Source organism: Pseudomonas sp. ABC1 (genome assembly GCF_013395055.1).
GTDB lineage: Bacteria > Pseudomonadota > Gammaproteobacteria > Pseudomonadales > Pseudomonadaceae > Stutzerimonas.
The window spans coordinates 1,038,648-1,059,988 of sequence record NZ_CP058349.1 but is presented as its reverse complement, the minus strand read 5'-3'; the positions used below and the strand labels follow the sequence as shown (position 1 = coordinate 1,059,988).

Genomic DNA, 21,341 nt, shown 5'->3' with positions numbered 1-21,341 from the left:
GGTGCGCCGCGCGCACCGACGCGCCCTCCAGATGCTGTGCCGAGCAGCCCACGACATTAACCCATATCCAGCCGCTGCGGGTGGTAGCGCTCCAGGCTGGCATGGTGGGCCACGCTGACCACGGCGGTCATGGGCAGGTGCTCGTCGAGCAGGTGGTAGAGGTTGTCTTCGTTCTGTGTATCCAGTGCCGAGGTGGCTTCGTCGAGGAACAGGTAGTCGGGCTTGTGCAGCAGTACGCGGGCGAAAGCCAGGCGCTGCTGTTCGCCGGGTGACAGGCGTTTCTCCCAGTGATCGCGCTCATGCAACTGCGCCACGTACTGCGGCAGTTGCACCAGCTCCAGTGCCCGCGAGCACTGGGCATCGTTGAACGTGTCAGCGGCGGCGGGGTAGCACAGTGCATCCTTCAGGCTGCCGGGTGGCAGGTAGCTTTTCTGCGGCAGGAACAGTTGACTGCCGCGTGGCAACTGGACCTGCCCGTCGCCATGGGGCCAGAGCCCGGCCAGGGCGCGCAGCAGCGTCGACTTGCCGATGCCCGACGGGCCGCGCACCAGCCAGCGCTCGCCGGGGCGTACGTCGATGTCGCGAATGCTGCTGAGCGGTGAGCCGTCCGGGCGCTGCAAGTGCAGCGAGCGGGTGCTCAGGCTGTCGCTCGCATGCTGTTCCAGGCTGATACCTGACGTGGCGGGCTGGCGCAGCACGTGATCGAGTTCGTCGAGACGGCGCAGGGCCGAGCGCAGCAGGGCCAGTTCCTTGTAGTTGAACAGGAACCAGGACAAGGCGGTGCGCAGACGAGCGAAACCGACGCTGAGCTGCATCACGCCGCCGATGGTGATCTGTTTGGCGAAATAGCGCGGGATGGCGATCAGGTAGGGGAGGATGGAGCCGACCTCTATATAGACCGATTCGGTGAAGGCGACGCGCTTGGTGTAGGTCATCAGCCCTCGCCAGTTCTGGCGTATGACGTGGAAGGCGGTGCGCAGGCGGTTGTGTTCGACCGTTTCGCCCCGGTAGAAGGCGATCTGCTCCGCGTTCTCGCGCATGCGCACCAGCAGGTAGCGGAAGTCTGCTTCGTACTGTTGCTGGCGATAATCCAGACCGACCATCGGCTTGCCGATCTTCTCCATCAGCCAGGAGCCGAACAGGGCATAGATAATGGCCGCCCAGAGCATGTAGCCGGGCAGTTCGATATCGAGGCCGATGGCGCTCAGTGGCAGGCTGCCGGAGAGTCCCCAGAGAATGATGGCGAAGGACACCGCGTTGACCAGGTTCTTCAGCAGCCCGAGGCCGAGTTCGAGGGTCTTGCCTGCCAGCAGTGCGAGGTCTTCGGCGATACGCTGGTCCGGGTTGTCCGCCAGCCTGGCCGATTCGATGCGCTGGTAGGCATGTTCGCTCGTCCAGCGTGCGAGGTAATCCTCGGTCAGCCAGCTGCGCCAGCGTATTTCCAGCAACTGGCGAAAGAAGATGCTGAAGGTCGCGCAGAGGGTGCTCAGGATGATCAGCCCCGCCAGGCGCCACATCAGCGGCGAGATGAGCTCGCGCTGGTATTCGGACAGGGCGTCGAAGAAGCTTTTTTGCCAGGTACTGATCTGTACCGCGCTGTAGACCGTTCCCAGGTCCAGGCCGATGATCAGCGCCAGCAGCCCCCAGGCTCGCCACTTTTCTGCCGACGACCAGTAGGGGCGGATCAATTGCCAGGGGGATGCTGTGGTTTTCATGGTGGGTTTCGGTCAGGAGGGCGGTAGGACAGGGCGCGCGTGGCGCACCCTGCGACTCAGTACTTCAGGCGCAGCGACAGGGTGAAGTTGCGCGGGTCTCCGTAGGTGTTGTAGGTGTTGTTGCCAAGGCTGACATAGTACTTGCGGTCCGTGAGGTTTTCGCCATTCAGCGCCAGGGTGGCGTGTTCGTTCAACGCATAGCTGGCCACCGCGCTGGCGAGGGCATAGCCGCTCTGTTCGCGGTCCGAGGCGAAGCGGTCGCTGCCGTAGGCGCTGGTGGCCTGCACGCCGCCGCCCAGTGCCAGCCCCTTGAACAGGCCGTCCTGGACGCGGTAGTGGCTCCACAGCTTGAAGCTGTGCTTGGGCGAGGAGTGGCTGAACTGTCCGATGTTGCTGTCGTCGCTGAGGTAGCGTGTTTTCAGGTGGGTATAGCCCGCGCTGAGATCCCAGCCCGGCAACGGGCGACCACTGACGTCCAGCTCCCAGCCACTGCTCTCGACCTCTCCAGCCGCGATGTAGTAACTCGGATCATTCGGGTCTTCGAAGGGGCGGTTTTCGTCGCGGATGCGGAAGGCGGCGAGCGAGGCGTTCAGGGCATCGTCGAAGAAGCTGGTCTTGATGCCGACTTCGTATTGCTTGCCTACCCGTGGCTCCAGGGTGCCTCCGCCTGCTTTCTCGTAGTCCTGCGGGATGAAGATGTCCGAGTAGCTGGTGTAGAGCGACACCTCTGGCGTCACTTCGTAGACCAGTCCGCCATAAGGGGTGAATTCGTCGTTGCTCGACTCGCCCTTGCTCCAGGCACCAGGGGTGGAAGGCGCACGGTTGCGGCTCTTGTAGTCATAGTTGGTGAAGCGACCCCCTGCGACCAGGGTCAACGGGTCCAGTACGCGCAGGCGGACCTGGCCGTAGACGCCGCTCTGTTCGGTCAGGCGCTCCGAGCCGCGGTTACGGATTAGGTTGGGTTCCGCGAGGTTTGGGTTGGACAGGTCGAGGCCGCTGGCCGCGCTGCCCACCAGGCTCGATGCGCTGCGGTTGGAGCCCCAGGTATCGCTGGAGCGTACGCGGTAGTCGTCCTGGTTGTAGCCGATCAGCGCATGGTGTTCGCGGCCGAGCAGTTGGAACGGGCCGGAGGCATAGAGATCGGCGGCGCGGCGGCGCGACTCGCCGTCGTATTCGCGCAGGAAAACGTAGCTGAACGTGTTGTTGTTCAGGTTGACGCCTGCGCCTCCGGGGACGGCATCCTTCCACTCGCTGTCCTGGGTCAGGTAGCGCAGCTTGGCGGTCAGGCTCCAGTCATTGGCGAAGCGCTGCTCGGCGGCCAGCACGGTTTCCTTTGTATGGGCGCGGCTGTAGCTCCAGTCCGGGTAGGGGTTGGTCGAGCGGGAGACATCCAGCAGGCGTCCGGCGGCCCCGCCTGGCGCGCTGACCGGCAGGCCGGCGAATGGCACGTCGATGTCGTTGTCCTGCTGGGTGTGGCTCAGCGACAGGGTCAGGTCGTCGGTGGCGTCGAACTCCAGTACCCCATAGCCGACCCATTTGCGCTGGTGGGTGCGGTCGTAATAGAAGTCGCGATCCTGGCCAACGCCGACGAAGCGTCCGCGCAGACGGCCATTGGCGTCCAGCGGGCCGGTCACATCCAGCTCGCCACGGTGGTTGTCCCAACTGCCGGTGCTGATGGTGCCATTCAGGCCGAACTGGCTACGCGGCTTCTTGGTCACCACGTTGACCGTGCCGCCGAGGTCGCCGCTGCCTTGCAGGACGCCGGCAGGGCCGCGCAGGACTTCGACACGGTCGTACACCGCCAGGTCGAACTGTTCCGCGCCGCTCAGGCCGGCAGTGCTGGGTACGCCGTCGATGCTGACGTTGAGTCCGTAACCGCGCGCCCAATACTGGCTCTGGGCGGTATCGTTGGGTATCACGGTGACGCCGGGCACCCAGCGCAGAGCGTCTTCGAGGGTATTGAGGTTCTGGTCTTCGATGCGCTGGCGTGTCACCACCGAGACGGATTGCGGGATTTCCTTGAGTGACACGGGCAGTTTGCTGGCGACGGTGCTCTTTTCCGCACGGTAGGCATCGCTGTCTTCCGTGAGCGACTGGCCCCATACGGTGATCGTCTGCAGTTCGGCGGTTTCTTTTTCGACTGACTGGCCGTCTGCCAGGAGCTGTCCGGAGAGGCCGAACAGGGCGCCCAGGCTGATTGCCTGGCTGATCTTTGTATACCGGGTATGGGTATGCTTATGAGCGTGACGTTTGCACATGGTTTCCCCCACGGGAATGAATCCGAAAAACGGTGAGAATGGAGTACTTCCGCCAGATTCTGTGGCTGGTCAGTGGCGTGGATGTTAGGAGCGTTGAAAAAAGTTCTTAAAAGATTATTTTGATATATCTGAAGTTATAAAAATTCTATCAAAATGTAACATGTTGAATTCGTTGTGTTTTTTATTTGATGAATCGCTGATTTTATTTTTTATACCCCGTGTGGGTATTTCAAAAATACCCTGCATGGGTATGATCGTCGTGTCAGTCAATGGAAGCGTCCGCATGTCTTCTCAGCAGCCAAGAATCATCAGTTTTCCCATCGGTGGCATGACCTGCGCTGCCTGTGCCAGTCGTATCGAGCGTGTATTGAACCGCCTGCCGGGGGTCGCGGCAAACGTCAATTTCGCGACTGAGAAAGCCCAGGTCGAGTTGTCCGGCGAGCAGACACAGGCCGGCGAGGTGATTGCCGCCGTACGCAAGAGCGGCTTCGAGGTCGTTCCCGAGCGCGTCGAGCTGGCCGTCGGTGGCATGAGCTGCGCGGCCTGTGCCGCACGCATAGAAAAAGTGCTGAATGCGCAGGAAGGTGTCAGCGCCACGGTGAACTTCGCGGCCGAGCGTGCCCATGTCGAGTACCAGCCGGGGTTGGCCGAGGTCGACGGGCTGGTCGCGCGTATCGAGAAGGCGGGTTTTTCCGCCAGCGTCGTGGACGATGCCGCGCGGGATGCCGCCAAGCAGCGCAAGCAGCAGGAGTGGCAGTCCCTGCGCTGGCAGTTCGGACTGGCTGCGCTGCTGACGCTGCCGCTGATGATCGAAATGGTCGCCATGTTCATGGGCTATCACGAGGCGGTGCCGCGCTGGCTGCAATGGGCGCTGGCGACACCGGTGCAGTTTTTCTGTGGCCGGCACTTCTACCGCAATGCCTGGAACGCCTTGCGCGGCGGTTCGGCCAATATGGACGTACTGGTCGCCCTGGGCACCAGCGTCGCCTACCTGTACAGCGTCGTGGTGATCCTGGCGGGTGATCATCACGGCCATGTCTACTTCGAGGCCAGTGCCGCGATCATCACGCTGGTGCTGCTGGGCAAGTTGCTCGAAGCGCGGGCCAAGGCCAAGACCGGCGCGGCCATCGAGGGGCTGCTCGGGTTGCAGCCGCAGATCGCCCATGTCGAGGTGGACGGTGCGTTGCAGGACCGTGCCGTGGCCAGCCTGCGGGTCGGCGATATCTTCGTGGTCCGCCCTGGCGAGAGCATTCCGCTGGATGGCCTGGTGCTGGAAGGCGCTTCCGAGATCAACGAGTCGATGCTGACCGGCGAGAGCGTCCCGGTGCTCAAGGGCGAAGGTGACAAGGTGTTCGCCGCCACGCTCAACCACAATGGCGCGTTGCGCGTGAAGGCCAGCGGTGTCGGCAGCGATACCGCCCTGGCGCGTATCGTTCGCCTGGTCGAGCAGGCCCAGGGTTCCAAGGCCAGCGTGCAGCGCCTGGCGGACAAGGTGTCGGCGGTGTTCGTGCCGGTGGTGGTGGCCATCAGTGTGCTGACTTTCCTGCTCGGCTGGTGGCTGACCGGCGCTTTCACCCCGAGCCTGGTCAGTGCGGTCGCCGTCCTGGTCATTGCCTGCCCCTGTGCCCTGGGGCTGGCGACACCTACGGCGATCATGGTCGGCACGGGCCAGGGCGCGCGCAACGGTATCCTGTTCCGTAATGTCGACGCGCTGGAGCGTGCGCAGCAATTGAAGACGCTGGTGGTGGACAAGACCGGGACGCTGACCGAAGGACGGCCTTCGGTCAGTGACCTGTTGCCGGCCGAGGGTGTTTCGCCGGAGCGTCTGCTGGCGCTGGCGCTGGGTTTGGAACGCGACTCCGAGCATCCGCTGGCGCGGGCGCTGGTCGAGCATGCCAGCAGCCGTTCGGTGGCCGCCGTCGCTGTCAGTGATTTCCAGGCCCAGCCAGGCCGCGGCCTGACCGCGACTGTCGAAGGGCAAAAGGCCCTGCTGGGTTCTCCGCGCTTCCTGGCGGAAGAGGGCGTCGCCTTCGACCAGGCACGGATGGAAGCACTGGAGAGCAGCGGCAAGACCGCCATCGGCATTGCCCTGGATGGAACCCTGCAGGGGTATATCGGTTTTGCCGATCGCTTGCGCGAAGACGCGGTTGCCACCGTGGCGGCGTTGCAGGCGCGAGGTGTTCGCGTGGTCATGCTGACCGGCGACAGCCCGCGAGTCGCCGCCGTGGTGGCGGCCCAGGTCAAGGTGGATGACTTTATCGCCGGCGTGCTGCCCCAGCACAAGGCCGAGGAGGTCGAGCGCCTCAAGTCCCAGGGCGATGGCCTGGTCGGCATGCTCGGCGATGGCATCAACGATGCGCCTGCGCTGGCGTCGGCCGATATCGGCTTCGCCATTGGCGCGGGCTCCGACATTGCCCTGGATACGGCCGATGTGGTGCTGATGAGAAGCCAGCTGTCGAGCCTGCTGGATGCCATCGACCTGTCCGCCGCGACCCTGGGCAAGGTGCAGCAGAACCTGTTCTTCGCTTTCATCTATAACGTGCTGGGGATTCCCCTGGCGGCGTTCGGGCTGCTCAATCCGGTCGTGGCCGGTGCGGCCATGGCACTGAGTTCGGTTTCGGTACTGAGCAATTCACTGTTGTTGCGCAAATGGAAACCGGCGGCTCGCCAGGTTTCCACTCATAAACATTAATCCGATCAGGAGAAGATCCATGTCATCCATCACTTTCGAAGTCCAGGGCATGTCGTGCGGCGGCTGTTCCGGCAAGGTCAAGCGCGCACTGGAGGCCCTGGAGGGTGTCAGTTCCACCGAGGTGGTACTGGAAAGCGGCGCCGTCACCGTGGAGTATGAGGCGCCGGCCACTCCGGAAAGCTTCCGCAGCACGGTCGAGGAGTTGGGTTTCGACGTCGCATCCTGACACGACTGCCTCGCTGTCGTGCCTGATGCCGTAGGGATTTGCGGGTGTGCTTTGTTACACTCGCGGTCCCTCGACGATATGCCCGTGCCATGAGCCCTCAGAAACGTCCCCGCAAGACCCAGGCCGCCACTGGCGCCAGTCCCTCCGAAGCGCCACGTTGCGCACACTGTGAGCCGGATACCACGACAGCGGACGGCAAGACCGTTGTGCAGCCACGCAAGAAGGCGCTGCTCAATCGCCTGAGCCGCATCGGCGGGCAGGTCAACGGCATCGCGCAGATGATCGAGAAGGATCGCTACTGCGTCGATATCCTCACCCAGGTTTCCGCCGTGCGTTCAGCCCTGGATGCGGTGGCCAGCCAACTGCTTGCCGACCATGCCAATGGATGTGTACGCCAGGCGATTCTCGAGGATGGTGGCGAAGAAGCCATCACCGAGCTGCTGGGCATCATCAAGAAGATGCGTTGAGCCGAAACGATTCGACTGACCGCACCGGTGGTGCACTGGAGAAAACCATGAAAGCCAGGTTCCTGTTGTTGCCGGCGTTGTTCGCAGCACCGTTGTTCGTCGAGGCCGCCAGCCTCGATGTGGTGGTACAAGGCGTTCAGCATGATCAGGGGGCGTTGCGGGCCAGTCTCTACGACGTGCCCGAGACATTCCGCAAGGAAGCCAGGGCGGTTGCCGTGCAGCAGGTTCCTGCGGCCGAAGGTGATGTCGTGCTGCGCTTCGATGACGTGGCGCCGGGACGCTACGCGGTGATGGTCTACCATGACGAAAACGCCGATGGAAAACTCAACCTGCGCCTCGGCATGTTCCCCTCCGAGGGCTATGGCCTGTCGAACAACCCCAGGGTCATGGGGCCGCCGAAGTTCGAGGCCAGTGCATTCGAGGTGAGCGAGCCGGCGACCACCGTGCATATCGACGTTCGTTATTGATGCGACCGATGCGGTTGTGAGCGGGCGCGCCAGGCGTTTTTGTCGTTTGCCGGCGGACGCGGTATGTTCTGCTGGTCTTCAATCCAACCGGGAATCCCCATGAGCCTATACGGTGCTTACGACGACCAGAACATCTTCGCCAAGATCATTCGTGGCGAGGCGTCCTGCTACAAGGTGTACGAGGATGAGGATGTGCTGGCATTCCTCGACCTGTTCCCCCAGTCCTTCGGCCATACGCTGGTCATTCCCAAGCGCGCCAAGGCGCGCAACCTGCTGGAAGTCGATGCGGACAGCCTGACGAAGCTGACGCTGGTCGCGCAGAAGCTGGCCAGGGTGCTGGCCGATGAGTTGCAGCCGGACGGGATACAGGTGGCGCAGTTCAATGGGGCGCCGGCAGGGCAGACGGTGTTCCACCTGCATGTCCACATCATTCCCCGCTACAACGATGCGTCTCTGGGCGCACATGCCTCGGGCAAGGCCGACCCGGCCGAACTCAATGCCTTGCAGGAACGTCTGGTGCGCCGAATCGCGCAGGCGTGATGCTCAGTCGGATGACCCTGCCCCATGGACTGCCCGGCCAGGCCGGAACGGTAATGCACGGAGCGGGTCGCCCGACCGCTGAAGGGATCAGTCCTGGCGGCTGGTCACTTCCAGCAGGTGGTAGCCGAACTGGGTCTTGACCGGACCCTGCACGGTGTTCAGCGGGGCGCTGAATACCACGGTGTCGAATTCCCGGACCATCTGGCCCGGTCCGAACGAGCCCAGGTCGCCGCCCTGGCGGCTGGACGGGCAACTGGAGTTGTCCTTGGCGACCTGGGCGAAGTCGGCACCGGCCTCGATGCTGGCTTTCAGTTCGTTGCACTTGTCTTCGGTGGCGACCAGGATGTGACGCGCTGTAGCTTTGGCCATGTCGTTGCTCCTCTCGATAAAGCCGCCGAGCCTACCGGAATCATGTCCTGAGTCAACCGATGCCGGTGGCGCGAGTGCCCTGCATTCCTTATGCTTGCGGCTTTCATCGGAATCAAGATACCTGCCATGTTCGAAACAACCCTCGCCCAGCTTGAACACGTCGTTTCCCAATTGCTGGAGCAGAATCAAGCTCTGCGCGGCACCTGCTCCGAACTCGAGCAGCAACTGCAACAGGCCCGGGAGGAAAACGACAACCTGCAACTGGCCGCCCTCGAGCAGGAAGAGAAGCAGGGCGCTACGCTCGCCCGCATGCAGGCGCTGGTGCAGCGCGCCGGGGCTGGTGAGGTGGCATGAGCGATATTCGCGCACTGAACATTCTTGGGCGCGACTATTCGATCCGCGCCTGTGCCGAGGACGAGGCCGTCCTGGCGCAGGCCATGCAATTGCTGCAGACGCGCGTGCAGGAAAGCCAGCAGCGTTTCCCCCATGCCAGTCACCAGGAGTTGCTGGTGATGACGGCACTGAACCTGTGTGTGCCATTGATCCAGCAGGAACAGCGCCTGGGCGCCGCCGAGCAGGCCCTGGCCGATAGCCTGGCGCGTGTCAGCCGGCAGTTGGCGCAGTCAGAGACACAGGCACCTCCGTTGTAGCCATCTGGCATGCGGCGTAGAATCCGCACCATTCCAATTCTTCCAATATTCTTCCTGCTCCTTGTGGCTGCTTGTCGTGCAGCCCGGAGCTGCCTTTGACCGTGCCCGTGAGCTGCCTTTTCCCGACAGGGGAGTGGCGGTTCGCCATTCGAGAGTTTTTTCATGAGTGCGCCCACAAATGCCCAGAATGGCAGTTGGCTCAGCGTCATTGCGCTGGCGCTGGCGGCCTTTATTTTCAACACCACCGAGTTCGTACCGGTCGGTTTGCTGAGCGGTATTGGCGAAAGCTTCGACATGCCGATCGCCCAGGTCGGGCTGATGTTGACCATCTACGCCTGGATCGTGACGCTGGCTTCGCTGCCGATGATGTTGCTGACACGCAATATCGAGCGGCGGCGCCTGCTGGTCGCGGCCTTCGTGGTCTTCATCCTCAGTCACATACTGTCTGGCCTGGCCTGGAGCTTCGGCATGCTGATGCTGAGTCGGGTCGGTGTCGCCTTCGCCCATGCGGTGTTCTGGTCGATCACGGCTTCCCTGGCCGTACGGGTCGCGCCGCCAGGCAAGCAGGCCCAGGCGCTCGGGTTGCTGGCAACGGGCACTTCGCTGGCGCTGGTGCTGGGTATCCCCCTGGGGCGCGTGGTCGGTGAGGCGTTGGGCTGGCGCATGACTTTCATGTCGATCGCCGTAGCCTCCGGCGTGACGGTGCTCTGCCTGATGCGCGCCTTGCCGTTGCTGCCAAGCCAGAATTCCGGCTCCCTGAAAAGCCTGCCGAGCCTGTTCCGGCGCCCGTTGCTGATGGCGTTCTATGCATTGACGGCATTGGTGGTGACGGCTCAGTTCACGGCCTACACCTATATCGAGCCATTCTCCAAGCTGGTTGCCGGGTTGAGTGGGGAGCGGACCACATTGATCCTGCTGTTGTTCGGTGGGGCGGGGTTGGTGGGGTCTTTCCTGTTCAGCCGCTACAGTGGCCGTTATCCAAAAGGCTTCGTGATCTTCGCCATCGTCCTGCTGGCATCCTGCCTGTTGCTGTTGTTGCCATCGGCGGGTTCCTTCTCGCTGATCGGCACCCTGAGCGTGTTCTGGGGCATATCGATCATGTGCTTTGGCCTGGCACTGCAATCCAAGGTGCTTTCGCTGTCATCGGATGCGACGGACGTCGCCATGGCGCTGTTTTCCGGCATCTATAACCTCGGCATCGGTGGCGGCGCCTTGATTGGCAGCCTGGTTTCGACCCATGTGGGCCTGCCTTATGTCGGGTTGGCGGGGGGCGTGATAGCGCTGTGCGGCCTGGGGTTGTGTGTGTATGCGCTACGGAGTTTTTCTCCGGAGTCTGGGAGGTAGCAGGTGTAGGGTGGATGACGCTTTTCATCCACTGCTTGGGCGAAAACGAAGAGGCTGCCTTTCGGCAGCCTCTTCGTCGTACAGGGTGTGCAAAAAGGGGATATCAATCCCAGCTCAGCGCGCCCCCTGTCTGGTACTCGATCACGCGGGTTTCGAAGAAGTTCTTCTCTTTCTTCAGATCCATGATCTCGCTCATCCAGGGGAAGGGGTTGGTGGTGCCCGGGTATTCTTCCTTGAGGCCGATCTGGGTCAGGCGGCGGTTGGCGATGAACTTGAGGTAGTCCTCCATCATCGCCGCGTTCATGCCCAGGACGCCGCGGGGCATGGTGTCGCGGGCGTATTCGATTTCCAGTTGGGTGCCCTGCAGGATCATCTGCGTGGCATCGTCCTTCATCTGCGCGTCCCACAGGTGCGGGTTCTCGATCTTGATCTGGTTGATCATGTCGATGCCGAAGTTCAGGTGCATGGATTCGTCGCGCAGGATGTACTGGAACTGCTCGGCGGTGCCGGTCATCTTGTTGCGGCGGCCCATGGAGAGGATCTGGGTGAAGCCGCAGTAGAAGAAGATGCCTTCCAGTACACAGTAGTAGGCGATCAGGTTGCGCAGGAACTGGCGGTCCGTGTCCGGCGTGCCGGTCTCGAACTTGGGATCGGAGATGGAGCGGGTGTACTTGAGGCCCCAGGATGCCTTTTTCGCGACGCTGGGGATCTCGTGGTACATGTTGAAGATTTCGCCCTCGTCCATGCCCAGTGATTCGATGCAGTACTGGTAGGCGTGGGTGTGGATGGCCTCCTCGAAGGCCTGGCGCAGGATGTACTGGCGGCACTCCGGGTTGGTGATCAGGCGATAGACCGCCAGCACCAGGTTGTTGGCTACCAGCGAGTCGGCGGTGGAGAAGAAGCCCAGGTTGCGCTTGACGATGCGGCGCTCGTCCTCGGTCAGGCCATCGGCACTCTTCCACAGTGCGATGTCCGCCGTCATGTTCACTTCCTGCGGCATCCAGTGGTTGGCGCAGCCATCCAGGTACTTCTGCCAGGCCCATTCGTACTTGAACGGCACCAGTTGGTTGAGGTCGGCGCGGGCATTGATCATCTGCTTGTCGCCGACCTGTACGCGGGCGGATTCGCCCTCCAGTTCGTCCAGGCCTTCCTGGATGTCCAGCTCGTTCAGCGCGGCCTTGGCACGGGCCACGGCTTCGGAGTCGTCGGCGGCGACAGCGCGGGCTTCCTGCACGGAGCCGGCGGCCTGCTCGTCCTGTTGCTCGGTTGCAGTGGCGGTGGGCTGCGCCTTGGCAGCGACCGCAACGGTTTCGTCATCTTTGTCGAATTCGTCCCAGCTCAGCATGGTGGGGGCTCCTTTCAGGAGCAGCTTCAAGCGGCACGCTTCAAGCTGCAAGAGGGATGAGTGGCAGCGGGCAGCGATTCACTGCCCGCTCTTCGCGGCACGTCAGGCAATCATGGACAGCTTGCCGCTGCTTTATTGGCAGGCTTCACAGTCCGGGTTGTCGATGCTGCAGGCCAGCGGCACGGGAGCCGGCTGGGGCGCAGCGGCCGGTGCGGCCTGTACGGTGTCGCCACCACTGGATACGGCGTTCAGCTTGCCGGTGTTGATGGTCGACTTCTCGGTGCTGGTAGCGGCCAGGGCGCGGAGGTAATAGGTGGTCTTCAGGCCACGGTACCAGGCCATGCGGTAGGTCACGTCCAGCTTCTTGCCGCTGGCGCCGGCGATGTAGAGGTTCAGCGACTGAGCCTGGTCGATCCACTTCTGGCGGCGGCTGGCGGCGTCGACGATCCACTTGGTCTCCACTTCGAAGGCGGTGGCGTAGATGTCCTTCAGGTCTTGCGGGATACGTTCGATCTGCTGCACCGAACCGTCGTAGTACTTGAGGTCGTTGACCATGACCGGGTCCCACAGGTCGCGGGCCTTGAGGTCGCGTACCAGGTAGGGGTTGATCACGGTGAATTCGCCAGACAGGTTCGATTTCACATAGAGGTTCTGGTAGGTCGGCTCGATCGACTGCGAGACGCCGGTAATGTTGGCGATGGTCGCGGTCGGGGCGATGGCCATGATGTTCGAGTTGCGGATGCCTTTCTTCACGCGCTCGCGCACCGGTGCCCAGTCCAGCGTGGCGTTCAGGTCCACGTCGATGTACTTCTGGCCACGCGACTCGATGAGGATCTGCTGCGAGTCCAGCGGCAGGATGCCCTGGCTCCACAGCGAACCGTCGAAGGTCTGGTAGGCGCCGCGCTCGTCGGCCAGATCGCAGGAGGCCTGGATCGCGTAGTAGCTGACGGCCTCCATGGAGTGGTCGGCGAACTCGATGGCGGCGTCGGAACCATAGGCGATGTGCTGCAGGTACAGCGCATCCTGGAAGCCCATGATGCCCAGGCCCACCGGGCGGTGCTTGATGTTGGAGTTACGCGCCTGGGGCACGCTGTAGTAGTTGATGTCGATGACGTTGTCGAGCATGCGCACGGCGGTGCGCACGGTGCGCTCCAGCTTGGCGGTGTCCAGCTTGCCGTCGCGGATGTGGTTCGGCAGGTTGATCGAGCCCAGGTTGCAGACGGCAATCTCGTCCTTGTTGGTGTTCAGGGTGATCTCGGTGCACAGGTTCGAGCTGTGTACCACGCCGACGTGTTGCTGCGGGCTGCGCAGGTTGCACGGGTCCTTGAAGGTGATCCATGGGTGGCCGGTCTCGAACAGCATGGAGAGCATCTTGCGCCACAGGTCCTTGGCGGCGATGGTCTTGAACAGCTTGATCTTGCCGTACTTGGTCAACTCTTCGTAGTACTCGTAGCGCTCCTCGAAGGCCTTGCCGGTCAGGTCGTGCAGGTCCGGCACGTCGCTCGGCGAGAAGAGGGTCCAGGAGCCGTCGTCGAAGACGCGCTTCATGAACAGGTCGGGCACCCAGTTGGCGGTGTTCATGTCGTGGGTGCGGCGGCGGTCGTCGCCGGTGTTCTTGCGCAGCTCGAGGAATTCCTCGATGTCCAGGTGCCAGGTTTCCAGGTAGGCGCAGACCGCGCCCTTGCGCTTGCCGCCCTGGTTGACCGCGACGGCGGTGTCGTTGACCACCTTGAGGAAAGGCACTACGCCCTGGGACTTGCCGTTGGTGCCCTTGATATAGGCGCCGAGGGCGCGTACCGGGGTCCAGTCGTTACCCAGGCCGCCGGCGAATTTGGACAGCAGGGCGTTGTCGCGGATGGCGTCGTAGATGCCGCCCAGGTCGTCCGGCACCGTGGTCAGGTAGCACGAGGACAGTTGCGGGCGCAGGGTGCCGGCGTTGAACAGGGTCGGCGTCGAGGCCATGTAGTCGAACGAGGAGAGCAGGTTGTAGAACTCGATCGCACGCTCTTCTTTCTGTTCTTCCTCGATGGCGAGGCCCATGGCCACGCGCATGAAGAAGATCTGTGGCAGTTCGAAACGCACGCCGTCCTTGTGGATGAAATAGCGGTCGTAGAGGGTCTGCAGGCCGAGGTAGGTGAATTGCTGGTCGCGCTCGTGGTTGATCGCTGCGCCCAGCTTGGCCAGGTCGTAGTCCTTGAGCTTGGGATCGAGCAGCTCGAACTCGACGCCTGCTTCTACATAGGCCGCCAGGGCCTTGCCGTAGAGGTCGGCCATTTCATGGTGCGTGGCGCTTTCGGCGACGTTGAGGAACGACAGCGCTTCGGCGCGCAGGGTGTCCATCAGCAGGCGCGCGGTGACGTAGCTGTAGTTCGGCTCGCGTTCGACCAGGGTACGGGCGGTCATCACCAGGGCGGTATTGACGTCTTTCTCGGCCACACCGTCGTACAGGTTCTTCAGTGTTTCACGTTCGATCTGTGCACCGTCGACTTCGGCCAGGCCTTCGCAGGCGTCGGCGATGATGGTGGCCAGGCGAGCCATGTCCAGCGGCGTGACCGAGCCATCGGCACGGGCGATACGAATGCTCGGGTGCGGTTGGGCGACGCTGTTCTGGCCGCTCTCGGTCGCGCGCTTACGCTCCTGCGAGCGGGCTTCGCGGTAGAGCACGTAGTCGCGGGCGACTTTCTGCTCGCCGGCACGCATCAGGGCCAGTTCGACCTGGTCCTGGATTTCTTCGATATGGATGGTGCCGCCCGAAGGCATGCGACGTTTGAAGGTCGTGGTGACCTGCTCGGTCAGGCGCTGCACGGTGTCGTGGATACGCGACGAGGCAGCGGCGTTGCCGCCTTCCACCGCGAGAAAAGCCTTGGTGATGGCGACGGTGATCTTGTCATCGGTGTAGGCGACGACGGTGCCATTGCGTTTGATGACACGCAGCAGGCCGGGGGCTGTGGCTGCTACGTCGTCCAGTGCGCCACCTGTGGCCAATGGGTTTTCTCGGGATGGGTCGCTGTGCATGGAGGCTCCGAATGCTTTCACTAACTATCTATATGGCGGAAGTCTTTACCTTGCTGCTTGGGTGGGGCGGCAAGGCGGTCTTGAATCGGTACTGCAAAACGGGCTGTTTCGAGCCGGGGTAAGGCTCGAAAGGATTGCCTGGAAGAATAGCTAATCAGACGAAAAACACAACATATAGTGTTTTTGTTTTTTCTGTGACACTACTCGCGAGAAAGAGTTTCGTGAGAATGTCTCAAGGGCTCATCGTGTCCGCGGGCCAGGTAAGCCTGCGCCACGTCTGGCCTGGGAGGATGCTGGTGCATGGGGAAAATTCTTTCGCTGGCTACTTGCCAATTGTGTCTTCTATCTGCTTGTGACCCCATATATAGGGGCTCTGGTCTCGCGGCGCGACAAGATAATGGGCAGGGGGCGGGAATGCAAGGCGCCGCCTGTGGGTAACTTGTGAGTAAGTTGTGGGCTGATTGTGGGCTATTCGTGATCTGAGAGGCGCAGGCCGCATCCCCCGAGGCTTTGCCGGGGGCAGGTAAAATTAAGCGTTTTTATGGCCGCGCGAGCCTTTTGTCGCATGATGGCAAAACACTATATGTTGTGTTTGCCAATATGCGCTGCCAGGCGTGCAGGCAAGGGCTGGCATGGGCGACAATATGCCGGTCGAGTGCAGTGGATGGAGGCGCAATGGAGCAGGAAAGATGGAGCGTCCTTATCGTCGAGGATGACCGGCGTCTGGCTGCCCTGACCCGCGAGTATCTGCGGGGCAACGGTTTTTCTGCATCGGTCGAGAACGACGGCGAGCGGGCTGTCGAGCGGATCATCCATGAGCGGCCGGATCTCGTGGTGCTCGACCTGATGTTGCCAGGCCTCGACGGTATCGCCGTGTGCCGCCTGGTACGCGAGCACTATGCCGGCCCGATCCTGATGCTGACGGCCCGTGCCGACGATGAGGACCAGGTGCTCGGGTTGGAAAGCGGTGCAGACGACTATGTCTGCAAACCCGTGCGTCCGCGGGTGCTGCTCGCTCGTATTCGCGCTCTGCTGCGGCGGCTGGAAGGCAGCGAGCAGCTATGTCTGCAGTTCGGGCCGCTGGTCGTGGACAGCCGCCTGCGGGAGGCGACGCTGGGTGGTAGCGCGATCGAGCTGACCGGTGCCGAGTTCGACCTGCTCTGGCTTCTGGTGTCCAATGCCGGGCGCATCCTCTCGCGGGAGGAAATCTTCGCCCAGTTGCGTGGTATCGAGTACGACGGGCAGGACCGTTCCATCGATGTGCGCATTTCGCGCATTCGTCCGAAGATCGGCGATGATCCCGATCACCCCAGGCTGATCAAGACCGTGCGCAGCAAGGGTTACCTGTTCGTTGCCGCGGCTACCGGAACGCTGTGAACTCGATCTTCCTGCGTATCTATGGGGGAATGCTTGCCGTCCTGGTGCTGGTCGGCTTGCTGGGGGCGTTCAGCCTGCACTGGCTCAACGAAGTGCGCACCGATCGGTACCGTGAAGCCATGGCCGGAGGCACCTTCAGGCTGATGGCGCAGGCCATGCAGGAGATGACTGCTGTGCAGCGCCGCCAGGCCGCCAACGACTGGGGCCGCATGCTGGGTGCTGCACTGCGTGTGCGCACCTTCGATGATGCCCGCTTAGACCCCGGTATGGAGAGCCGTTTGCTGCGCGGACGGCTTCTGGTCGAGCAACTGCGACCCGGACAGTTCACGCTGTACAGCTTGGTCAGTGCCGAGGAGCGGCTGCTGTTGGCGGGTGAGCTGGCGCAGATCGGCGAGCAGATGGCTCGGACGACCAGCCGTCTGCTGATCGCCGAACTGATCCGCTACCCCGAGGATGAACAGCCGGCACGTTTGGCCGCGCTCACTGCTGAGCTGCAGTTCGGCTTCGATATCCGGCTGCTTGCCCCCGGTGCTGGCGGTGTGAGCCAGGAGCAGCGCTTGAGGCTCGCAGAGGGCGAGGCGCTGGTGCAACTGGAGGGCCCGGGTGAGGCGTTGAGGTTGCTGGATGCCGTGCCGGGGTCGTCATGGGTGCTGCAGGTCGGGCCGCTCTACCGGATGAGTCGCTATCCCGCACAATTACTGTTCCTGATCGCGGCCTTGGGTCTGACGCTGATAGGGCTGACGCTCTACCTGCTCGTGCGTCCGCTCGAGCGTCGCTTGTTCGAGTTGGAACAGGCGGCCAGCGATATCGCTGGAGGGCACCTTGAGGTGCGAGTGCCTGACTCCGGCAGTGATTCCGTCGGCCGCCTGGCGGCGGCGTTCAATCATATGGCCACGCGCCTTCAGCGCCTGCTGGCGATCCAGCGGGAGATGGTCAGTGCTGTGGCGCATGAGTTGCGCACACCGGTCGCCCGGCTGCGCTTTGGCCTGGAAATGAGTGCCGAGGCGCAGTCCGATGAATCCAGGTGCCGCTACCTGCAAAGCATGGACACGGACCTCGAGGAGCTGGACCAGTTGCTCGATGAAATGCTGGTTTATATCCGCCTGGAGAAAGGTGCCCCTTCGTTGAGTTTCACACCGGTCGCACTGGATGTGCTGATCGCCCAGGTCATCGCTGAGCTGGCGCCCTTGCGGCCGGGTGTCGAACTGCTGTGTGGTGCCTGTGACGGAGAGGCTGTCGCCGATGCAGAGCCGCGTTATCTACGGCGTGCCCTGCTCAATCTGGTGAGCAATGCCATGCGTCATGCGGAGTCGCGGGTGACGGTGCGTTTTTTTCACGACGGCGCGCGAGTGGGGTTGGAAGTGGAGGATGACGGGCCCGGCGTCCCCGAGGGGGATCAAGAGAAGATTTTCACACCCTTCCTGCGCCTGGATGACAGTCGCACACGCGACTCGGGAGGGTACGGGCTGGGGCTGTCCATTGTGCGCCGGGTGATCTACTGGCATGGCGGGCGTGTGGAGGTCGGGCGCGCGGCATTGGGCGGAGCCCGTTTCACCCTGCTCTGGCCGGCACGGCATGACCGGGGCTGAGCCTCAGTCTGCCAGGCGTACCTGATTGCGCCCGCCCTGCTTGGCGCGATACAGCGCGGCATCGGCCCGTTGCAGCAAGGTGTCGCTCGATTCCCCTGGCTGGTAGAGCGCGCAGCCGAGGCTGGCCGACAGGCGGACTGTCGCTGAGCGCAGTTCAAGTGGCGTTGTTTCTATGGCCAGGCGAATACGCTCGCCCACCAGTGCGGCGGCGTTGACTGGTGTGTTGGAGAGAATGAGCAAGAACTCCTCTCCACCGAAACGAAAGACCATGTCGATGTTGCGCAGTTGTGCCTTGAGCAGCTTGGCGACGCTTTTCAGGGCCTGGTCGCCAGCGTCGTGGCCATGCTCGTCGTTGAGTTTCTTGAAATGATCCATGTCCAGCATGATCAGCGAGAGTGGCTGGTTATAACGCCGGGCCAGTTCCGTTTCGCGTTGCAGGCTCTGTTGCAGCGCCGTTCTGTTGCCGGTACTCGTCAGTGGATCTTTCAACGACGCCTGCACGGCGCTGCGATAGAGCAGTGCATTGCGTAGCGGGAAGCGCAACGCATCGACCAGGTTTTCCAGCAGCAGGCGCTTCTGCGCATCGAAGGGGCGATCCTGATACAGGGTCAGTCTGCCGAGGGCTTCGGATTCATGGCTCAGCGGAAAGATGCAGGTCTCGCCAGTCGCCGAGCCAAGCTGCAAGTGCAGGTCGGTTTCCTCATGGCAATAGGCAAGCCCGTCGAGTGCGATAAGGGAGGTGATGTCTGTGAAGAAGTATTCGAGGAGGCGGTCCACTTCCAGGCTGGTCTGCAGGTGCTGTGTCAGCAGGCTGTGGAGGTCGTCCAGGTTTCTGGCGGTATGGCGGGTGTGCTGATAGGGCGGCAGGCCAAAAGACTTCAGGCGTGCTGTATCGAAGTTGATGGTTGTGCTCTTGGACGAGAGTGACAGCATAGCCAATGCCCCTGGTGCGATTACACTGAGTACAGGCAATAAGCGAATTTGATGCCAGATTTTTAAATTGATTTTAAATCAATGGGTTATGTTTTTCCATGGCAGGGATTGCCAATTTCTTGCCGGGCAGGAGGCAAGGTGATGCCGCTTTGACATCCTTGCGCTCCTGCTCGTGCCGGTAAAACGTCACTTTTAGAAGGGGCTTCCGCTTCTGGCGTCGAGCGCCTTTCCATTGACGCCCATGCTGTCTTTGCCCATCAAGTACAGGTAGAGCGGTGTGATCTCGTCCGGGTGCGGATTGCTGGCCGGATTTTCGCCTGGGTAGGCTTTCGCGCGCATGTCGGTGCGCGTGGCGCCGGGGTTGATGCTATTGGCACGGACAGGGACGGTATCGTCCACTTCGTCGGCGAGCACTTGCATCAGGCCCTCGGTTGCGAACTTGGAGACGGCGTAGGCGCCCCAGTAGGCCCGGCCCGTGCGGCCGACGCTGCTGGAGGTGAAAATCACCGAGGCGTTGTCCGACAGTTTCAGCAGGGGCAGCAGCGTGCTGGTCAGCATGAACATGGCATTGACGTTCACCTGCATCACCCGCATGAAGTTGTCGCCGGATAGCTGTTCCAGCGGTGTGCGCGGGCCGATGATGGCGGCGTTGTGCAGCAGTCCGTCCAAGTGGCCGAACTCCTGTTCCAGGGTGGCGGCGAGCTCGTCGTACTGATGGGGCAGGGCGGTTTCCAGGTTGAAGGGAATCACCGCAGCCTGAGGGTGTCCGGCGGCTTCTATGTCGTCATAGACCCGGTTGAGATTTTCTTCGTTCTTGCCCAGCAGCAGGACTGTCGCTCCGTGTGCTGCATAGGCCTTCGCGACCGACTCTCCGATTCCGCGTCCGGCACCGGTCACAAGAATGATGCGGCCCTTGAGCAAGTCGCCGGGTGCAGAGTAATCGAACATCATGAACCTCTATATATAAGTGGTGCCGCGTCAGCAGGAGCAGAGTGCGCGATCCAGCAGCGAGCGTAACTCGAAGGGGCTGTCGACCACGATGTCCGCTCCCCAATTGTTCGGGTTGTCCTGTGGGTGGATATACCCATAGCGCACGGCTGCGGTGCGGGTACCGGCGGCCTGGCCCGACTCGATGTCGCGTATGTCGTCACCGACGAACAGGACGCTGGACGGTTCGAGCTGCAGGCGTTCGCAGGCCAGCCGCATCGGCTCCGGGTCCGGCTTGCTGCGGCTGACATGGTCAGGGCAGATCAGGATCGAGGAGCGTTCGGCCAGACCAAGGCGCTGCATGATCGGTTCGGCGAAGCGTACGGGCTTGTTGGTGACCACGCCCCAGACCAGCTTGGCCTTCTCGATATCGGCCAGCAGCTCCGGCATGCCCTCGTAGAGACGCGAATGGACGGCGCAGCTCTCCTGATAGCGATCGAGGAACTCAAGGCGCAGATGCTCGAATTCCTCTGACTGCAGGGCAACCTCGAAGGCGGCCAGGACCATGGCCTGCGCGCCTCCGGACACTACGTCACGTATGCTTTGCTCCGTGACAGGCGACAGGCCGCGGGCAGCGCGCATGGCCTGGATGACGGCAATGAAGTCCGGCGCGGTGTCCAGCAGGGTACCGTCCATATCGAACAGAATGGCGCGCAGGCGCATCAGGCCTCCTTGAGAGTCTGGATCATGTAGTTGACATCGGCATTGTTGGTCAACTTGTACTCTTTGCTCAGCGGGTTGTAGGTCAGCCCGACGATATCCTTGATGTCCAGGCCGGCCTCGCGGCACCAGAAGCCCAGTTCGGAAGGGCGGATGAATTTCTTGTAGTCGTGGGTACCGCGTGGCAACAGCTGCAGCAGGTACTCGGCACCCACGATGGCCATTGCATAGGCCTTCAGGTTGCGGTTGATGGTCGAGAAGAACACCTGGCCGCCTGGTTTGACCAGGGTATGACAGGCGCGGATGATCGAGGACGGATCGGGTACGTGCTCAAGCATCTCCAGGCAGGTGACTACGTCGAACTGCCCGGCAGCTTCGGCAGCCATGTCCTCGGCTGTGATCTGGCGGTAGTCGACCTCGAGGCCGGACTCGAGCAAGTGCAGGCGTGCGACCGAAAGAGGGGCTTCGCCCATGTCGATCCCTGTCACCTGGGCACCACGCCTTGCCATGGACTCACTGAGAATGCCGCCACCACAGCCAACATCCAGGACTTTCTTTCCAGCCAGGCTTATGCGTTCGTCGATCCAGTTGACGCGCAGGGGATTTATCTCATGCAGTGGTTTGAATTCGCTGTCCTTGTCCCACCAGCGATGGGCCAGTGCTTCGAATTTGGCGATTTCTGCGTGGTCGACGTTGCTCATGCTCTG

Annotated in this window: 19 protein-coding genes; 10 read left to right on the top strand and 9 right to left on the bottom strand. The window is 62.3% G+C overall.

All coding sequences use genetic code 11. The annotated features are described in order from the left end of the window. Positions 1 to 56 precede the first annotated feature (56 nt). Positions 57 to 1,715 carry an ABC transporter ATP-binding protein/permease gene (locus HW090_RS04695; protein ID WP_179112380.1) on the bottom strand — a complete coding sequence of 553 codons (1,659 nt, stop codon included), beginning with the start codon at positions 1,713 to 1,715 and terminating at the stop codon, positions 57 to 59. Positions 1,716 to 1,771: 56 nt separating this feature from the next. Then, the gene (locus HW090_RS04690; protein ID WP_179112379.1) at positions 1,772 to 3,973 is read right to left on the bottom strand and encodes a TonB-dependent siderophore receptor; all 2,202 of its coding nucleotides are present in this window, start codon (positions 3,971 to 3,973) and stop codon (positions 1,772 to 1,774) included. Positions 3,974 to 4,256: 283 nt separating this feature from the next. On the opposite strand from HW090_RS04690, the gene HW090_RS04685 reads away from it, so the two are divergent. From HW090_RS04685 to HW090_RS04665, 5 genes are all read left to right on the top strand, one after another. Next, positions 4,257 to 6,665, top strand: a complete 2,409-nt coding sequence (locus tag HW090_RS04685) for a heavy metal translocating P-type ATPase (RefSeq protein WP_179112378.1) — start codon at positions 4,257 to 4,259, stop codon at positions 6,663 to 6,665. Between the two features lie 19 nt (positions 6,666 to 6,684). Then, positions 6,685 to 6,891 (top strand): heavy-metal-associated domain-containing protein, encoded by a 207-nt coding sequence (locus HW090_RS04680; RefSeq protein ID WP_179112377.1) that lies wholly within the window; start codon positions 6,685 to 6,687, stop codon positions 6,889 to 6,891. An 89-nt stretch (positions 6,892 to 6,980) separates the two neighbouring features. Further along, a complete protein-coding gene (locus HW090_RS17980; RefSeq protein ID WP_179112376.1) occupies positions 6,981 to 7,358 on the top strand; it encodes a metal-sensitive transcriptional regulator in 378 nt (125 codons plus the stop codon). A 47-nt stretch (positions 7,359 to 7,405) separates the two neighbouring features. Further along, positions 7,406 to 7,825: a DUF2141 domain-containing protein gene (locus tag HW090_RS04670; RefSeq protein WP_179112375.1), complete on the top strand. Its 420-nt coding sequence runs from the start codon at positions 7,406 to 7,408 to the stop codon at positions 7,823 to 7,825. Positions 7,826 to 7,924: 99 nt separating this feature from the next. Beyond that, the gene (locus tag HW090_RS04665) at positions 7,925 to 8,365 is read left to right on the top strand and encodes an HIT family protein (RefSeq protein WP_179112374.1); all 441 of its coding nucleotides are present in this window, start codon (positions 7,925 to 7,927) and stop codon (positions 8,363 to 8,365) included. A gap of 87 nt (positions 8,366 to 8,452) precedes the next feature. Here HW090_RS04665 and HW090_RS04660 read toward each other — a convergent pair whose 3' ends face one another. After that, positions 8,453 to 8,734: a peptidylprolyl isomerase gene (locus tag HW090_RS04660; protein ID WP_179112373.1), complete on the bottom strand. Its 282-nt coding sequence runs from the start codon at positions 8,732 to 8,734 to the stop codon at positions 8,453 to 8,455. A gap of 126 nt (positions 8,735 to 8,860) precedes the next feature. Here HW090_RS04660 and HW090_RS04655 point away from each other — a divergent pair, with 126 nt between their 5' ends. From HW090_RS04655 to HW090_RS04645, 3 genes are all read left to right on the top strand, one after another. Then, positions 8,861 to 9,088: a hypothetical protein gene (locus HW090_RS04655; RefSeq protein ID WP_179112372.1), complete on the top strand. Its 228-nt coding sequence runs from the start codon at positions 8,861 to 8,863 to the stop codon at positions 9,086 to 9,088. Then, complete coding sequence (locus HW090_RS04650) at positions 9,085 to 9,384, top strand: cell division protein ZapA (protein ID WP_179112371.1); 300 nt, start codon at positions 9,085 to 9,087, stop codon at positions 9,382 to 9,384. Before HW090_RS04655 ends, HW090_RS04650 begins: the two co-directional genes overlap by 4 nt. Before the next feature lie 162 nt (positions 9,385 to 9,546). Further along, a complete protein-coding gene (locus HW090_RS04645) occupies positions 9,547 to 10,728 on the top strand; it encodes a sugar transporter (RefSeq protein WP_179112370.1) in 1,182 nt (393 codons plus the stop codon). A gap of 103 nt (positions 10,729 to 10,831) precedes the next feature. Here the strand turns inward: HW090_RS04645 and HW090_RS04640 are convergent, their stop codons facing one another. Together HW090_RS04640 and HW090_RS04635 are read right to left on the bottom strand one after the other, a co-directional pair. After that, complete coding sequence (locus HW090_RS04640) at positions 10,832 to 12,073, bottom strand: ribonucleotide-diphosphate reductase subunit beta (RefSeq protein ID WP_179112369.1); 1,242 nt, start codon at positions 12,071 to 12,073, stop codon at positions 10,832 to 10,834. Positions 12,074 to 12,205: 132 nt separating this feature from the next. Beyond that, a complete protein-coding gene (locus HW090_RS04635) occupies positions 12,206 to 15,088 on the bottom strand; it encodes a ribonucleoside-diphosphate reductase subunit alpha (protein WP_179112368.1) in 2,883 nt (960 codons plus the stop codon). Between the two features lie 675 nt (positions 15,089 to 15,763). Here HW090_RS04635 and HW090_RS04630 point away from each other — a divergent pair. Beyond that, positions 15,764 to 16,465, top strand: coding sequence for a response regulator transcription factor (locus tag HW090_RS04630; protein WP_179112367.1), 702 nt, complete (start codon positions 15,764 to 15,766; stop codon positions 16,463 to 16,465). Next, positions 16,462 to 18,054 (top strand): ATP-binding protein, encoded by a 1,593-nt coding sequence (locus HW090_RS04625; protein ID WP_179112366.1) that lies wholly within the window; start codon positions 16,462 to 16,464, stop codon positions 18,052 to 18,054. Before HW090_RS04630 ends, HW090_RS04625 begins: the two co-directional genes overlap by 4 nt. 3 nt (positions 18,055 to 18,057) lie before the next feature. Here HW090_RS04625 and HW090_RS04620 read toward each other — a convergent pair whose 3' ends face one another. The 4 genes from HW090_RS04620 to ubiG form a co-directional block, all read right to left on the bottom strand. Then, on the bottom strand, positions 18,058 to 18,984 hold the full coding sequence (locus HW090_RS04620; protein WP_179114832.1) for a GGDEF domain-containing protein: 927 nt from the start codon (positions 18,982 to 18,984) through the stop codon (positions 18,058 to 18,060). Between the two features lie 195 nt (positions 18,985 to 19,179). Further along, on the bottom strand, positions 19,180 to 19,935 hold the full coding sequence (locus HW090_RS04615; RefSeq protein WP_179114831.1) for a YciK family oxidoreductase: 756 nt from the start codon (positions 19,933 to 19,935) through the stop codon (positions 19,180 to 19,182). A 30-nt stretch (positions 19,936 to 19,965) separates the two neighbouring features. Continuing rightward, positions 19,966 to 20,637: an N-acetylmuramic acid 6-phosphate phosphatase MupP gene (gene mupP / locus HW090_RS04610; RefSeq protein ID WP_179112365.1), complete on the bottom strand. Its 672-nt coding sequence runs from the start codon at positions 20,635 to 20,637 to the stop codon at positions 19,966 to 19,968. Then, entirely contained in the window at positions 20,637 to 21,335 is a 699-nt protein-coding gene (ubiG, locus tag HW090_RS04605; RefSeq protein ID WP_179112364.1) for a bifunctional 2-polyprenyl-6-hydroxyphenol methylase/3-demethylubiquinol 3-O-methyltransferase UbiG, read from the bottom strand. Before ubiG ends, mupP begins: the two co-directional genes overlap by 1 nt. Between the last annotated feature and the right edge of the window lie 6 nt (positions 21,336 to 21,341).

Bases quoted from the DNA above. Each gene is read 5' to 3' on its own strand.
- mupP (WP_179112365.1), bottom strand. From the start codon at position 20,637: ATGCGCCTGCGCGCCATTCTGTTCGATATGGACGGTACCCTGCTGGAC.
- HW090_RS04670 (WP_179112375.1), top strand. From the start codon at position 7,406: ATGAAAGCCAGGTTCCTGTTGTTGCCGGCGTTGTTCGCAGCACCGTTG.
- HW090_RS04655 (WP_179112372.1), top strand. From the start codon at position 8,861: ATGTTCGAAACAACCCTCGCCCAGCTTGAACACGTCGTTTCCCAATTG.
- HW090_RS04690 (WP_179112379.1), bottom strand. From the start codon at position 3,973: ATGTGCAAACGTCACGCTCATAAGCATACCCATACCCGGTATACAAAG.
- HW090_RS04650 (WP_179112371.1), top strand. From the start codon at position 9,085: ATGAGCGATATTCGCGCACTGAACATTCTTGGGCGCGACTATTCGATC.
- HW090_RS04680 (WP_179112377.1), top strand. From the start codon at position 6,685: ATGTCATCCATCACTTTCGAAGTCCAGGGCATGTCGTGCGGCGGCTGT.
- HW090_RS04615 (WP_179114831.1), bottom strand. From the start codon at position 19,935: ATGTTCGATTACTCTGCACCCGGCGACTTGCTCAAGGGCCGCATCATT.
- HW090_RS04685 (WP_179112378.1), top strand. From the start codon at position 4,257: ATGTCTTCTCAGCAGCCAAGAATCATCAGTTTTCCCATCGGTGGCATG.
- HW090_RS04660 (WP_179112373.1), bottom strand. From the start codon at position 8,734: ATGGCCAAAGCTACAGCGCGTCACATCCTGGTCGCCACCGAAGACAAG.
- HW090_RS04695 (WP_179112380.1), bottom strand. From the start codon at position 1,715: ATGAAAACCACAGCATCCCCCTGGCAATTGATCCGCCCCTACTGGTCG.
- HW090_RS04635 (WP_179112368.1), bottom strand. From the start codon at position 15,088: ATGCACAGCGACCCATCCCGAGAAAACCCATTGGCCACAGGTGGCGCA.
- HW090_RS17980 (WP_179112376.1), top strand. From the start codon at position 6,981: ATGAGCCCTCAGAAACGTCCCCGCAAGACCCAGGCCGCCACTGGCGCC.
- HW090_RS04645 (WP_179112370.1), top strand. From the start codon at position 9,547: ATGAGTGCGCCCACAAATGCCCAGAATGGCAGTTGGCTCAGCGTCATT.
- HW090_RS04640 (WP_179112369.1), bottom strand. From the start codon at position 12,073: ATGCTGAGCTGGGACGAATTCGACAAAGATGACGAAACCGTTGCGGTC.
- ubiG (WP_179112364.1), bottom strand. From the start codon at position 21,335: ATGAGCAACGTCGACCACGCAGAAATCGCCAAATTCGAAGCACTGGCC.
- HW090_RS04665 (WP_179112374.1), top strand. From the start codon at position 7,925: ATGAGCCTATACGGTGCTTACGACGACCAGAACATCTTCGCCAAGATC.
- HW090_RS04630 (WP_179112367.1), top strand. From the start codon at position 15,764: ATGGAGCAGGAAAGATGGAGCGTCCTTATCGTCGAGGATGACCGGCGT.